Genomic DNA, 14,310 nt, shown 5'->3' on the forward strand with positions numbered 1-14,310 from the left:
GAAAAAAAGGCGGCCATTATGCCTGATCGCGGCGCGCACGGCTGGCCGCTCGACGGTTACTGGGCGAGCCAGCCGCCATCCACGTTCCACGCAGCGCCACGGACCTGGCTGCCGGCCTCGCTGCACAGGAACACCACCAGCTCACCCAGATGCGCAGGGGTGACGAACGCGCCTGAGGGCTGCTTCTCGGCCAGCAGATCGTGCTGTGCCTGCGTCAGATCGACACCTGCCGCGATGCGATCGTCAATCTGCTTTTGCACCAGCGGGGTGAGCACGAAGCCTGGGCAGATGGCATTGCAGGTGACGTTGCTGGCGGCGGTTTCCAGGCCAACCACCTTGGTCAGGCCGATCACCCCGTGCTTGGCTGCCACGTAGGCCGATTTGCCGACCGAGCCCACCAGGCCATGCACCGAGGCGATATTGATGATCCGCCCCCAGTTGCGCTCACGCATGCCCGGCAACACCAGGCGGGTGCCGTGGAACACTGCGGAGAGGTTCAAGGCGATGATCTTGTCCCAGCTCTCGGCGGGGAACTGCTCGACCGGGGCGACATGCTGGATACCGGCATTGTTGACGAGAATATCGACGCCGCCAAAGCGCTCGGCAAACGCGAACAGCTCTTCGAGCTGGGCGATGTCAGAGAGGTCAGCCGGATGATGGGCGACTTGCACGCCGTGTTGATTGATTTCGGCAAGGGCAGCGCTTGCATCGCCAAAACCGTTGAGAACGATATTGGCACCCGCGCCGGCCAGCACCTTGGCTATACCCAGGCCGATGCCGCTGGTTGAACCGGTGACCAGTGCAGTTTTACCTTGTAGAGACATGCAAAGCTCCTGGAGTGCTGGCGCTTGTGGGCAGCGCCTCGGCGAGGAACTTGAGGGTAGCACTTCTGTCTCTGCAGATGCCTGCCCCGCACTAGCCTGTTACGGTTTCCAGCCCAGCTAGATAATCGCCAAAACCCTCGCGTGCACGGCTGTCACGGCGGCTGCTGGTGGCTACGCTGTGCCTGGCGGTCCAGACTATCTGTGCGCCTTGAGCCTCAAGCGCCCGCACCAGGTGCACGTCTTCATGGGCGGCCAGCGGAGCAAAGCCGCCAGCCAGGGTATAGGCTCTGGCGCAGATGCCAAGGTTGGCCCCATGAATATGCCGGTGGCCCTCACGAGCTTCATAGCGGCTGAGGTACAACTTGCGCAGCGCTGCCGTCTGCCACGGCTGCCAGCGCTCGATATGCACCGTGCCGCAAACTGCCTGCGCTTCGCAGGCCAGTTGCGACAACAGCCAGTGGCCGGGCACGCAGCTGTCGGCGTCAGTGCACGCCAACCAGGTTGCGCCGCGCTCCAGCATCAGTGCCGCGCCCGCCTGGCGCGCGGCACCGACACTGCCCGCGTTGACGCTCAGCGTCTCCACCTGATGACGGCGGGCAATGGCTGCGCTGCTGTCCGTGCAGCGATCCAGCACCACCAGTACTTCTACCTGATGCCCGGCCTCGCGTGCCAGCGCGGCGGCGGCATTGACTGACTTCAGGCAGCGGCCAAGGCGGCGTGCCTCGTTATGGGCGGGGATGATCACGGCAATCATGCGCACCTCTCGTCGACATCGACCACGCGGGGCTGACACGACCAGTACTCGAGCAGGAAGTCAGCCTCTTCATGGCGAAACTGGGCGTACAACGGTAAATGTCTGGCGAGCATCGCATGCACCTGGCGGCCGTTCTGCGGGCATCCGGCGATCGGGTGAAGCCAGTGGCAAAGGACCAGGCCACCGTCATCGTCCAGGCTGGCTACCGCTTGTTCAAGCACCTGCAACCAGTCGGTAGGGTCCAGGTAGTAGCCAACCTCGCTCAGGACAATAAGATCGAAACGCTCAGCTGGCCAGTCACCCGGCAAGCGCCCGCGCTCGACGCTGACATGCTCCATACCGGCTGTGCGCTGGCGGGCCAACTCTACGGCGGTCGGATCAAGGTCCTGGCATACCAGCTCCGCGCAACGCTCAGCCAGCAGCACACTCAGTTCGCCGTTGGCGCAGGCAGGTTCAAATGCGCGCTCATAGCGCTGGCGCGGCAGGCTGGCGACCAGCAGCTCGCGCTTGCGCCGTTCATACCAGCGGCTGCGGAATGCCCATGGGTCATCATTACCGGCGTACAGGTCGGCGAAATACTGCGAATCAACACTCATAGAAACACCAGTTCGAAAGGTTGCAGCAGGCAGTCGAGCAAATGTTGCGGCAGCACCGGCGGCTGGCTGTCATCGGCCTCCAGTTGGCTTGAATGGGCGCCGATGGCTTTGCGCTTGCGGGTTTGGCGCAAGTCGTCGAGCGGGTAGCGGTGCGCGCGTGACCATGGTAGGCGTGGATCATCCGGTTCAGCCCAGTGCCAGGCCCATACCGGCACCTCAGCCAATTGCGCGCTGCGCGCCTGAGCCGCCTGCGCGGCGGCGCGGCCTACGGCTTCGTGGTCGCAGTGGCCGTCGTTGCGCCAGGTGGCCATGAGCAGGTCATCCGGCTTGAGCAATTGATTGAGATGGTTGACCAGAAATGCCTCGTCGCGGCGCACGGCACCGTCTTTCAGACTCAGCCGGCGCCAGTCCAGTTTGTTCAGGTCCAGATCCAGCTGCTGCAAGGCGTGGCGGCTTTCAAGCGGCCGCTGCCGGCGCAGCCGGTGCTCGCTCCACTGGGCAGAATCCGGGTGGCTGCCCTCGCCATCGGTTACCGATACCAGCACCAGATCCTCCTCACGGCCTTGGAAGCCGGCCAGTAGCCCGCCGGCCATGAGGATTTCGTCGTCTGGGTGCGGTGCCAGTAGCACCAGCCGGCGACCGGGCGGGCACAGCGTGTTAGCGTCGATCCACTTGCTGCGGGCCAGGTGCGCAGAATGCTGCCAGTCTGCCCAAGCGGTGCCGGTGCTCGCCTGGATCAAGTTCTTGGTCATAGCTGCCAGGCTCCTGCTGGCTGTTGTGCCAGCTGTTGTCCAAGGGTTGCCAGGTCCCGCTCGGCGTGGCTCTGGCGCAGGTAAACGGGTAAGTCGGCGCTGAGCCGGGCGAAGTGGCTATCACGGCAGAACGGCGTCGCACCAAGGGCGCGGCCCACATGATGAATAACGCACTCTGCTGCCTGTTCGACCTGGGCACGTACGCGGCGCACCGGCAAACTGGCGTCTGCCTGCGGATGTTGATCAATCCAGGCGGCGCACTCGTGCAGCCCGGCCCTTGCGGCGGACAACGCCCCGTCAACGGCGCCGAGGTGGGCGTCACCGTGGGGGTCCGGGCGTGTCTTGCTCCGCTGCTGATGTAGATACTCCCCGAGCGCTTCGGCGGCGCCATACCAACAAGCGGCAATGCCGCCACCGCCCTGCCAGAAGCCAGGGCGAGCGAGGTACTGCCCAGGCTCGCCGACGGCAACGCCCATCGCTCCGTCGAAGACGATGTCGGCGCTGGCTGTGGCAGCCATGCCGAGCGCCTGCCACTTTTCCAGCTCAATCCGCAGGCCAGGCTGGCGCAGATCAACGGCTACCAGTTGCGGCTGGTCATCGTCGGCCCAGGCAGTGATCAGGGCATGGTCGACCTGCAGCGCGCCGGAGCACCAGGCTTTGCGGCCCGCGAGGCGCAGCTGCTCGCCGCTGCGCGAATTGATCAGCGTGCGGGCATCCGGTGGCTCTGCAGCCCACACCGCCCATATGCCATTGCCAGCAAGCCGCGCAGCACCGCATTCGGCCAAAATCGCCAGGGCATCGGTATGGCCTTCGTAAAGTTTGGCCAGGGTCAGATCGCAGCCGCCAATCTGCGCCAGCATCCGCCAACGTTGAAGCGTCTGGCCATGGCCGGGCAATGGCAGTTGGTCGAGCTGTGCCGCTTGCAGTGTGTGCATCAGCTCGGGCAGTTGAGTGTCCACATTCACCTGTAGCGGTCGCTCGGCGAATGCCTGCAGCAGTGGGAGTAACTGATGTTGCGGCTGGCCAGCAGTTTCCGTACGCAGGCACGCCTGCAGGGGCTTCTCCATGATGGCTCCAGGACAATCGACAAGTCTCTAGAGTGGGAGAGGGCGGAGCAGTCCAGAGTTCAATCGATTCGCGGCGCGGGCAGTTGTGCCGCGCTTAAGCACGCGGATCGAATGCCTCGCGCAGCGCATCGCCGATGAACACCAGCAACGACAGGATCAACGCCAAGGCAAAAAATGCGGTAAAGCCCAACCATGGCGCTTGCAGATGCTGCTTGCCCTGGGTCACCAGTTCACCCAGCGACGCGCTGCCGGCGGGCATGCCGAAACCGAGGAAGTCCAGAGCCGTCAGGGTGGTGATCGCCCCGGTGAGCATGAATGGGACGTAGGTCAGGGTCGCATTCATGGCATTGGGCAGAACATGGCGCAGCATCACCTGCATGTCCGTCAGGCCAAGCGCACGTGCCGCCTTGACGTATTCAAGGTTGCGCCCGCGGAGAAACTCGGCACGCACCACGTCGACCAGCGCCAGCCAGGAAAACAGCGCCATGATCCCCAGCAACCACCAGAAATCCGGCTCGACGAAACCGCTGAGAATGATCAACAGGTACAGCACCGGCAGGCCGGACCAGACTTCCAGCAGGCGCTGGCCAAGCAAGTCGACCCAGCCGCCGTAATAGCCCTGCAAAGCGCCGGCAGATATGCCAATCAGGACGCTGATGGCGGTCAAGGCGAACGCGAACAGCAGTGACACGCGCGTGCCGTACAGCACCCGAGCCAGCACGTCCCGGCCTTGATCATCGGTACCCAGCCAATTGCTCGCGGAGGGTGGGCTGGGGGTGGGTACCTGCAGATCGTAGTTGGGGGTGTCGGCACTGAACGGGATCGGCGCAAACAGCATCCAGCCGCCCTGATCCCCGATCAGCTGGCGCACATATTGACTGCGATAGTCGGGCTGGAACGGTAACTGGCCGCCAAACTGCTGCTCGGTGTAGCGTTTGAGGGCCGGTACATACAACTCGCCCTTGTAGCCGAGCAGCAGCGGCTTGTCGTTGGCGACCAGTTCGGCGCCCAGGGTCAGCACCAGCAGGCCGGCAAACAGCCACAGGGCAATCCAGCCGCGGCGGTTGCGGCGAAAGCGTTGCAGGCGGCGCAGGGTGACGGGCGAGAGCATCAGTGCGCCCTCCCGTCGAAGTCGATCCGCGGGTCCAGTACGGTGTAGCAGAGGTCACCGATCAGGCGAATCAGCAGCCCGGCCAGGGTGAAGATGAACAGCGTGCCGAACACCACCGGATAATCGCGCGAAACCGCTGCTTCATAACTCATGCGGCCCAGGCCATCGAGCGAGAAGATCACTTCGATCAGCAGGGATCCGGCGAAAAACACCGTGATCAGCGCCTGGGGTATGCCGGCCACTACCAGCAACATGGCATTGCGCAGCACATGCCCGTAGAGCACCCGCCGCTCGCTCAGGCCTTTGGCGCGAGCAGTCACCACGTATTGACGAGAGATTTCTTCGAGAAACGCATTCTTGGTCAGCAGGGTAAGCGTGGCGAAACCGCCGATTACCAAGGCGCCTACAGGCAATACCAGATGCCAGAAGTAGTCGGCGACCTTGCCCAGCACACTCAACTGATCGAAGTCCTCGGAAACCAGCCCGCGCACCGGGAACCAGTTCAACGAGGTGCCACCGGCAAACATCACGATCAACAGCAGGGCGAACAAGAATGAGGGCAGGGCGTAGCCGATCACGATCAGCGCGCTGCTCCAGGCATCGAAGCGGCTACCGTGGCGCACGGCCTTACGGATGCCCAGGGGGATCGACACCAGGTAAGTGATCAAGGTCGCCCAGAAGCCCAGCGACAAGGTCACCGGCAGCTTCTCCACGATCAGGTCGGTAACCTTTGCCCCGCGAAAGAAACTGTTGCCAAAATCCAGCCGGGCGTACTGACCCAGCATCAGCCAAAGCCGCTCGGGGGCAGTCTTGTCGAAGCCGTATTGGCGCTTGATCTCCTCGATCAGTTTCGGGTCCAGGCCACGGGTGGCCCGGGACTGTGCATGAACCACTTCGCTGCCGGCGCCTGGCGTACTGCCACCGCCGAGACCCTGCAAGCGCGCTACCGCCTGTTCGACCGGCCCGCCAGGCGCGGCCTGAACGATGGCGAAGTTGACCAGCAGAATGGCCAGCAGGGTTGGGATGATCAGCAGCAAGCGGCGCAGGATATAAGCGGTCATGGCGAAGCCTTCAGCCGTTTGGCCATCTGCTCATTGGTCAGTGCGGTCGGGCTGACCTCCCACCAGCTGTCCAGGCCTTCATCATAGGCGGCCTGGACCTTGGGTCGGCCAAAGCGGTTCCACCATACCGTGGAGCTGCCGGGCGGGTAGTAGTTGGGGATCCAGTAGTAATTCCATTGCATCACCCGGTCCAGTGCATGCGCGTAACGGCGCATGCTGGCCTGGCTGTCGGCCTGTATCAGCCCAGCCAGCAGGCTATCCACGGCGGGGTCCTTGAGCACCATCAGGTTGTTCGAACCTGGATCGTTGGCGGCCGCCGAGCCGAAGTAGTTAAACAGTTCGCTGCCGGGCGAGAGGGTCACCGGATAGCCGGTGACGATCATGTCGTAGTCGCGCGCCATCAGCCGGTTGACGTATTGCGCCGAGTCGACGTTGCGAATGTTCAAGGTGACGCCGATCTGCGCCAGGTTGCGCTTCCACGGCAGCAGCATGCGCTCAAGCCCTGCCTGGCCGTTGAGAAAGGTGAACTCGCACGGCTGGCCCTCGGCGTTGACCAGGCGGTCACCAAGCGGCCGCCAGCCGGCAGCTTGTAGCAGTGCCAGTGCCTGAAGTTGTTGCTGGCGGACGATCCCTGAAGCATCGGTCACCGGCGCGGTGAACACCTGCGTAAAGACCTCGTCCGGCACGCGACCGCGTAGCGGCTCAAGCAACTTCAACTCTTGCGCGTCCGGCAACGCACGGGCAGCCAGCGGGGTGTTGGCGAAGATGCTCTGCTGGCGGATGTACATGCCGCGCATCATCTGCCGGTTGCTCCACTCGAAATCCCAGAGCATGGCCAGCGCCTGGCGTGTGCGGCGATCCTTGAACATCGACTGGTCGAGGTTGAATACAAAACCCTGGGCCACCTGCGGCTTGGCTGGGCCCAGGTGGGCGCGCTGCAAACGACCGTCGTCCAGCTGCGCGCCGTTGTAACCGAGGGTGTAGGCGGTGGCCGAGAACTCGCGGTTATAGTCAAAACCGCCACCACGCAGCACCTGCCGGGCAACCTCGGTATCGCCAAAGAACTCGATGCGCATGCGTTCGAAATTGTAGCGGCCACGGTTGACCGGCAGGTCCATCGCCCACCAGTTCGGGTCGCGCTCGAAGGTGATGCTGCGGCCATTGTCGATCTTGCCGATGCGGTACGGGCCGCTGCCCAGCGGTTTGCCGAAGCCCGCACCCGTGGCGAAGTCGCGCTGCTGCCAGTCGTGCTCAGGCAGTACCGGCAGGGTGGCCAGATCCAGCGCCAAGGTGCGCCCATGGGGTTGTTTGAAGTCGAAGCGGACAGTGCGCGGGCCCTCTATGACAACCGCCGCAACCTCGGCAAACTGCGTGCGAAACTTCAGGCTGCCTTTGCTTAACAACAGCTCATAGGTAAAGCGCACGTCTTCTGCGCGGACGGGTTTGCCGTCGGCGAACGTCGCGCGGGGATCGATCTCGAAGCGCAACCAGGCGTCGTCCGGCCCGCGTTCCATGCGCCGAGCAATCAGGCCGTAGACCGTGTAGGGCTCGTCGAACGAACGTACTGCCAGTGGCGCATACAACCAACCGTCGACTTCGCTGACGCCGGTGCCTTGGTCGATGTAGGGCAGGACATGGTCGAACTGGCCAATCTCCATCGCCGAGCGGCGCAGGCTGCCGCCTTTGGGGGCGTGAGGGTTGACGTAGTCGAAATGCTGGAAGGTGGCGGGGTAGCGTGGTGCTTCGTCATAGACCGTAAGGGCGTGCCTGGGCTCCGCCTGGGCGAAGGTAACAAGGCAACCGGCAAGCAGCACTGTCGCCACACGACAAAAGCGCCCAATACGCGCGACAGCGCCTCCCTGGCGTGCGCCAGGTCGGTCGCCATCGCAAGCCATGCCCGGCGCCGCAGCGAAACTGCAGAGGCGGGCAGGCAGGACTGGATCAGTCCTGACGGCTGGTCACTTCCAGCAGGTGGTAGCCGAACTGGGTCTTGACCGGACCTTGAACTTCATTCAGCGGCGCGCTGAAGACCACGGTGTCGAACTCCTTGACCATCTGGCCTGGGCCAAACGAACCCAGATCACCGCCTTGGCGGCTGGATGGGCAGCTGGAGTTGGCCTTGGCGACTTCAGCGAAATCGGCGCCGCCCTGGATCTGCGCTTTGAGCTCGTTGCACTTGTCTTCGCTGCTGACCAGGATGTGGCGGGCGGTGGCTTTGGCCATGGGAAATGCTCCTTTTGAATGAGTCCGCAAGCCTAGCGCAAACCACACGCGGTTGTCTGCCATGGTTGTTGTCGCTGACAGCCAACACCGTTTGCAGGGCGCCGCAAGTGCCGCTGCTGCGCGCCGTGTCTGCGCCGGGTACTACTGACGCAGGCGCATGGCGCAGCGTTGCAACAGTCGCTCGCTGGCCTCCCAGCCAAGGCATCCGTCGGTGATCGATACCCCGTAGGCGAGGTCGCCTTTGCCGAGGGCCTGGCAGCCATCGTACAGATGCCCCTCAAGCATCATGCCAACCACCGATTGATCCCCCGCCAGCCGCTGTGCCAGCACATCGTCGAACACGGCTGGCTGCCGAGCTGGGTCCTTGCCGCTGTTGGCATGGCTGCAGTCGACCAAGATGCGCGCAGCGAGCCCCGCCTTGGCCAGGCTCTGTCGCGCACGAGCTATGCTCTGCGCATCGTAGTTAGGCCCATCATGGCCGCCGCGCAGGACCAGGTGGGTGTCTGCGTTGCCCAGCGTTTCGATGATCGCCGGATGACCCTGAGCGTCCATGCCAAAGTGCCGATGCGGATGGGCGGCGCTGCGCATGGCATCGGTCGCAACCGTGATGCCGCCGTCGGTGCCGTTCTTGAACCCCACCGGCAGCCGCAGACCGCTGACCATCTCGCGGTGAATCTGCGACTCGGTGGTGCGTGCACCAATCGCTGCCCAACTGAGCAGGTCATCGAAGTAGCCGGCAGCCATCGGCTGGAGCAATTCGGTGGCGATCGGCAAGCCGCGTTCAAGCATGCTCAGCATCAAACCACGGGACAGGGCGATACCGGCGTGCATGTCGTCGCTGCCATCCAGATGCGGGTCGTAGGCCAGGCCCTTCCAGCCGACTGTAGTACGCGGCTTTTCGACGTAGGCGCGTATCACCAGCAGCAGCTTGTCCTCGACCTTACGGCTGAGTGCAGCGAGGCGGTCGGCGTATTCCAGCGCTGAGCGTGGGTCATGAATCGAACACGGGCCGACAATCACCAGCAGGCGCGAGTCACGGCCTTCGAGAATGGCGCGGATGGCCTGGCGGTGCTGCTCCACTTGCTGGGCAAGTTCAGGCGTGAGTGGCATTTGCTGCTTGAGCAGGTGCGGGCTGGGCAGACGTTGGCTGACAGCGGAATTGGCAGCAACAGGTTGGGTCAGGGGCAGGGCGAGGGTAGCGGCTTGCATAGTTCTGTTTCCCTGGGCGGACAGCGGGTTCAGGCCCGCGTGGTCGGCCCTATCGAGGTGTTCGACAAATCGTCAAATGCGGTTCTTGTGCGGCATCGCCACCGGAAATCGACCGAACGGAGGCGGCAGGCTGGCCCGAACGGGATTGGCTAAATCGCCAGGTATAGGTGGCTGCGCGGTAGGAAGTGCGGTAGTTCATGTTGAAATCCTCGATATGTTTGGTGTTTTTCAAAGGTCTGGAAATGCAAAACCCCCGGTCGGGAAGCCGACCGGGGGTTGAGTATTCTCATGTTCGGCGGCCCCTCGAAGAGTGGGCGCCGGTGGGTATCAGCGGCGCCTAGTGGCTAAACCAATACCCAAAATAAACGGTGGAGACGACCGAACCAGGCACGACAGCCAGCAGCCGGCGCGCAGTGCGTGCGGTGCAGGTGGCAGTGTGGTGGTGGCTGTGGGTCATGTTGTACTCCAGTAATTAAGTCCGAGCTTACTGCACTTGCAACGGCGCATTCAATGGCTGAATGCGCTTTTTTTCCTCAGCGCCGCAGGTAGGCGGTGAAGTCGATATCGCCGGCGCTGAGGATCGCCTGCACCCGGTTGTGCACATTGAGCTTGCGCAGGATCGCCGATACGTGAGCCTTGACCGTGGTCTCGGCAATGTCCAGGTGGTAGGCAATCTGCTTGTTCGATTCGCCCTTGGTCATCCGCTCAAGTACCAGCAGTTGCTTGCGGGTCAGCGCCTGCAGCAGCTCCGGGGCGAAGCTCTGCGCTTCGCTGACCGCACGGCGGGCGCCGGGCTTCTGCGTGCGAATGATGTCCGGTGGCAAGTAGACGTTGCCGTTGAGAATCTGCTCGATGGCGTCGGTCATCTGCGCCCGCGGTGAGGACTTGGTGATGAAGCCGACCGCGCCATAGGTAATGGCCTGGAGCACCACCTGCTTGTCCTGCTCGGCCGAGACGATTACCACCGGAATGGTCGGCGCCTCGTTGCGCAGGTTCATCAAACCGCCCAGACCGTGCATGCCGGGCATGTTCAGGTCGAGCAGGATCAAGTCGAGGTCGTCGTTTTCGCAGGTCATCGCCAAAGCGCTGTCGAGGTCGGCGGTTTCCATCACCTCGCTGCCTGGAAATCCATCGGCAATCACGTTGTGCATGGCCTCGCGGAACAATGGGTGATCGTCGGCGATAAGAATCTTGTACATGGCTGTGCACCTTATTGTTGTATGTGTGCTCGCACGCAGGGGCAGTTTGCTTGGCAGCAGCCCTCGTTATGCCGCTATTAAGAGCCGGTAGCAAGGCTTTGTGAATGCGACCATCGCCATGCGAAGCAGTACCAAAGTAGTAGGTCTGGGCAGCGGCAGGGCTTCTAGCATGGAGGCCTGCACTGTACAGGAGGCACAAGGCATGGCCATTTTGCTGGTAGACGACCACCCGTTGCTGCGCGCCGGCATTACCGCGACCCTGGCCCAGGCGTTGCCGCAGATGCCCTTGCTGCAGGCCAGCGATGGCGAGCAGGCGCTGGCCATGGTGCAGGCGCAGGTGCCGGGGCTGGTGATCATGGATTTCGACCTGCCGGGCATCAGTGGCCTGGAAACCACCCGCCGTCTGCGCCAGCGTTTGCCACAGCTACGCGTGCTGTTTCTCAGTGAACATGCGCAACTGAGCCTGGTGCGTCAGGCATTGGCGGCTGGGGCTTGCGGCTTTCTGTCCAAGCAGATCACCCCTGAGGTACTGGTCGAGGCGGTGCGCAAGGCCCTTAGCGGACATGCCTATATCGAGCAGGGCTTGGCGACCGCGTTGGCCTGTCAGCCCGCGCAGGCTGAGACCGACTGCCTGCATGGCCTGACGCCGCGCGAGGCCGAGATTTTCCTGCTGCTGGCCAAGGGCACGGCGTTGCGCAGTATTGCCACCCAGCTGTGTATCAGCAGCAAGACCGTGTCCAATCACCTGACCCTGCTCAAGAGCAAGTTGCGCGTCAGCAGCCAAGCGGAGCTGGTCCACCTGGCACTGCAGGCAGGGTTGCTCAAAGCGGTCGCCTGAACAGACCGGATTACTTCCAGGTCTGCGGGCAGCCTTTGCAGCCTTCCATGTTGCTGTCCTGGAAATTCGCATAGTGCTGACGGGTGCCGCGCAGGTCAGCATTTTCCAGATTGCTTTCGCCAAGCTTGGCTTCCTGCAGATTGGCATCGGCCAGGCTTGCGCCCTTCAAGTCGGCTTTGCTCAGCCAGGTCATCTCAAGGTCAGCCGCATGCAGCTTGGCGCCGTGCAGTTTGGCCCCGGACAGGCGTGCGAATTCCAGATAGGCCGCCGACAAATCGGCATTTTCAAAATTGGCGCCTTGCCCGTACATGCCCCAGGCCTGCACTGCGACCAGTGTTGCGTTCTGCAGTTGCGCCAGACGCAGGTTGCTTTGCTGCAGGCTGGCACGGGTCAGGTTGGCGCCGCGCAGGTCGGCTTTTTCCAGGTTGGCCAGATCCAGCCGGGTATGGCGCAGGTTGGCCTCGCGCAGGTCGGCGCCAGACAGGTCGATCTTGCGCAGGTCCTGATTGCTCAGATCGGCGCCGCGCAGGTTGGCGTTGGCGCACTTGCTTTCGGCGGCGATCACGCAGCCATTGATGGTAAGTGGGGCATCGCCCAGTTCATCGGCAACAACCGGGCTGAGCGCCAGAATCAACGCGAAGGGAAGGTAGTTCATGGTGGCTCCTCAGAGGAGGGCGAGGCCCTCGTTCACGGCGCTTGGCCGCAGCCACAACCAGCGCACGAGGCGCTGGTGGGGCCGCAGCCAGGCAACTCAGCGCTGGGCTGTCTTGCTCTTGCTGTCCCAGGCCGGGATCTTGAATACCCAGAACGAGCCACCCTGTGCCACAGGTTTGGTCAGCTCGGCCATGTCGCCACCCCACAGCGGTACCGCGCCACCGTAGCCGACGGTTACGCCGATGTACTGCTCACCGTCCTGGTCCCAGGTGATCGGCGGCGAGACGATGCCGCTGCCGGTCTGGAATTTCCAAAGCTCCTCGCCGGTCTTGGCGTTGAACGCCTTGAAGTAACCGTCGCCGGTACCGGTGAACACCAGGTTGCCTTTGGTTGCCAGCACGCCAGCCCAGAGCGGCAGGCGCTCCTTGTGCTCCCAGACCATCTTGCCGGTGGTCGGGTCCATCGCGCGCAGGGTGCCGACGTGGTCGTCATACATGCGTTTGATGCGGAAGCCCATGCCCAGGTACGCCGAGCCCTTCTTGTAGTTGACCTCTTCGGTCCAGTATTCCTCTTTCCACTGGTTGGCCGGCACGTAGAACAGCCCGGTGTCCTGGCTGTATGCCATCGGGTTCCAGTTCTTGCCACCGAGGAACGGCGGCGAAACTTCGACTGGCTTGCCCTTGGTCTGGCCTGGCTCAGGCTTGGCCGGACGCTGCCCTTCGTTTTCAACCGGGCGTCCAGTCTTGAGGTCGATGTGGCTGGCCCAGGTGATGTTGTCGGCGAACGGGAAGGCGTTCTTCAACTTGCCGTTGGTGCGGTCGACCACGTAGAAGAAGCCGTTGCGGTCAGCATGTGCGGTGGCTTTGAATTGCTTGCCGTCCTTGTCCTTGTAATCGAACAGGACCAGTTCGTTGTTGCCGGAGAAGTCCCAGGCATCGTTCGGCGTGTGCTGGTAGAACCACTTGACCTCACCGGTGGTGGGGTCGACGCCGACCTGGCCGGAGGTGTACAGGCTGTCGTAGTCGTGCGGGTTGCCGTCCTTGGAGGTGCGCGCCCAGGTGTTCCACGGGCCAGGGTTGCCGGCGCCGACAATGATGGTATTGGTTTCGGCATCGAAGCTGGCGCTCTGCCAAGGGGCGCCGCCGCCGTGGCTCCAGGCCTCGACCTTGCCGGTTGGCGAGCTTGGATCATCCGGCCAGGACGGCGCTTTGACGTCGCCGGTCGGGGTGCTGTCCTTGCCGTTCAGGCGGCCCATGTGCCCTTCGACAAACGGTCGCATCCAGACTTCTTCGCCGGTGTCCGGGTCACGTGCATACAGCTGACCCACCACGCCGAACTCATCGCCCGAGCTGCCGTGAATCAGCAGTACCTTGCCGCTCTTCTGGTCTTTGATCAGGGTTGGCGCGCCGGTCATGGTGTAGCCGGCGCTATGGTCGCCGAACTTCTTGTTCCAGACCACCTTGCCGGTGTCCTTGTTCAGCGCCACCACCCGTGCATCGAGAGTGCCGAAGAAGATCTTGTCGCCGTAGATGGCCGCGCCCCGGTTGACCACGTCACAGCAGGGGCGAATGTCGTCCGGCAGGCGGTGGTTGTAGGTCCACAGGCGCTTGCCGGTCTTGGCGTCGAGGGCAAATACCCGCGAGTAGGAGCCGGTGACGTAGATCACGCCATCGTTGATGATCGCCTGGGATTCCTGGCCACGTTGTTTTTCGTCACCGAAAGAAAACGACCAGGCCGGGGTCAGTTTGAATACGTTCTGGTCATTCACCAGCGCCAGTGGGCTCCAGCGCTGGGCGTTGGTGCCCATGCCGTATTGCAGCACGTTGCCGGTGGTCTTGTGGTCGTCGGCGATATCTTCCCAGGTAACCGACTTGGCCTGGGCAGCGCCGCCGCAGGCCAGGCTGGCCAGGAGCAGGGCGGCAGAAAGAGGCGAAAGCAGGACGGGTGATGTTCTTGTTGTCATGGTGGAGTTCCCAGTGAGGTTGTGCCTGGTTAGCCTGGAACGCCGCCGCTGATCGAGAT

Annotated in this window: 14 protein-coding genes; 1 reads left to right on the forward strand and 13 read right to left on the reverse strand. The window is 63.1% G+C overall.

Annotated features, from left to right (window positions below; all coding sequences use genetic code 11):
• Positions 1-56: 56 nt before the first annotated feature.
• The 11 genes from hbdH to FW789_RS05895 form a co-directional block, all read right to left on the reverse strand.
• Positions 57-824 (reverse strand): 3-hydroxybutyrate dehydrogenase, encoded by a 768-nt coding sequence (gene hbdH / locus FW789_RS05845; RefSeq protein WP_103437213.1) that lies wholly within the window; start codon positions 822-824, stop codon positions 57-59.
• Positions 825-915: 91 nt separating this feature from the next.
• Positions 916-1,578: a glycosyltransferase gene (locus FW789_RS05850; RefSeq protein ID WP_207074111.1), complete on the reverse strand. Its 663-nt coding sequence runs from the start codon at positions 1,576-1,578 to the stop codon at positions 916-918.
• Positions 1,575-2,174, reverse strand: a complete 600-nt coding sequence (locus FW789_RS05855) for a class I SAM-dependent methyltransferase (protein ID WP_411561733.1) — start codon at positions 2,172-2,174, stop codon at positions 1,575-1,577. The genes FW789_RS05850 and FW789_RS05855 overlap by 4 nt, the downstream gene beginning before the upstream one ends.
• The gene (locus FW789_RS05860) at positions 2,171-2,926 is read right to left on the reverse strand and encodes a PIG-L deacetylase family protein (RefSeq protein ID WP_446431123.1); all 756 of its coding nucleotides are present in this window, start codon (positions 2,924-2,926) and stop codon (positions 2,171-2,173) included. Before FW789_RS05860 ends, FW789_RS05855 begins: the two co-directional genes overlap by 4 nt.
• Entirely contained in the window at positions 2,923-3,993 is a 1,071-nt protein-coding gene (locus FW789_RS05865) for an acyl-CoA dehydrogenase (protein ID WP_446431124.1), read from the reverse strand. Before FW789_RS05865 ends, FW789_RS05860 begins: the two co-directional genes overlap by 4 nt.
• Positions 3,994-4,087: 94 nt before the next feature.
• Entirely contained in the window at positions 4,088-5,104 is a 1,017-nt protein-coding gene (locus tag FW789_RS05870) for an ABC transporter permease (protein ID WP_446431125.1), read from the reverse strand.
• The gene (locus FW789_RS05875) at positions 5,104-6,165 is read right to left on the reverse strand and encodes a microcin C ABC transporter permease YejB (RefSeq protein WP_207074108.1); all 1,062 of its coding nucleotides are present in this window, start codon (positions 6,163-6,165) and stop codon (positions 5,104-5,106) included. Before FW789_RS05875 ends, FW789_RS05870 begins: the two co-directional genes overlap by 1 nt.
• Complete coding sequence (locus FW789_RS05880) at positions 6,162-7,988, reverse strand: extracellular solute-binding protein (RefSeq protein WP_446431126.1); 1,827 nt, start codon at positions 7,986-7,988, stop codon at positions 6,162-6,164. Before FW789_RS05880 ends, FW789_RS05875 begins: the two co-directional genes overlap by 4 nt.
• A gap of 118 nt (positions 7,989-8,106) precedes the next feature.
• Positions 8,107-8,388 (reverse strand): peptidylprolyl isomerase, encoded by a 282-nt coding sequence (locus FW789_RS05885; RefSeq protein WP_101319110.1) that lies wholly within the window; start codon positions 8,386-8,388, stop codon positions 8,107-8,109.
• Between the two features lie 141 nt (positions 8,389-8,529).
• Positions 8,530-9,597 (reverse strand): 3-deoxy-7-phosphoheptulonate synthase, encoded by a 1,068-nt coding sequence (locus FW789_RS05890; RefSeq protein ID WP_446431127.1) that lies wholly within the window; start codon positions 9,595-9,597, stop codon positions 8,530-8,532.
• Between the two features lie 533 nt (positions 9,598-10,130).
• Positions 10,131-10,796: a response regulator gene (locus tag FW789_RS05895; protein ID WP_446431128.1), complete on the reverse strand. Its 666-nt coding sequence runs from the start codon at positions 10,794-10,796 to the stop codon at positions 10,131-10,133.
• Positions 10,797-10,998: 202 nt separating this feature from the next.
• Here FW789_RS05895 and FW789_RS05900 point away from each other — a divergent pair, with 202 nt between their 5' ends.
• Entirely contained in the window at positions 10,999-11,634 is a 636-nt protein-coding gene (locus FW789_RS05900) for a response regulator (protein WP_446431129.1), read from the forward strand.
• 10 nt (positions 11,635-11,644) lie between these two features.
• Here the strand turns inward: FW789_RS05900 and FW789_RS05905 are convergent, their stop codons facing one another.
• Together FW789_RS05905 and exaA are read right to left on the reverse strand one after the other, a co-directional pair.
• The gene (locus FW789_RS05905) at positions 11,645-12,289 is read right to left on the reverse strand and encodes a pentapeptide repeat-containing protein (RefSeq protein ID WP_446431130.1); all 645 of its coding nucleotides are present in this window, start codon (positions 12,287-12,289) and stop codon (positions 11,645-11,647) included.
• A gap of 96 nt (positions 12,290-12,385) precedes the next feature.
• Positions 12,386-14,251, reverse strand: a complete 1,866-nt coding sequence (gene exaA, locus FW789_RS05910; RefSeq protein ID WP_103437222.1) for a quinoprotein ethanol dehydrogenase — start codon at positions 14,249-14,251, stop codon at positions 12,386-12,388.
• Positions 14,252-14,310: the final 59 nt, after the last annotated feature.

Source organism: Pseudomonas sp. 1121_17 (genome assembly GCF_052850745.1).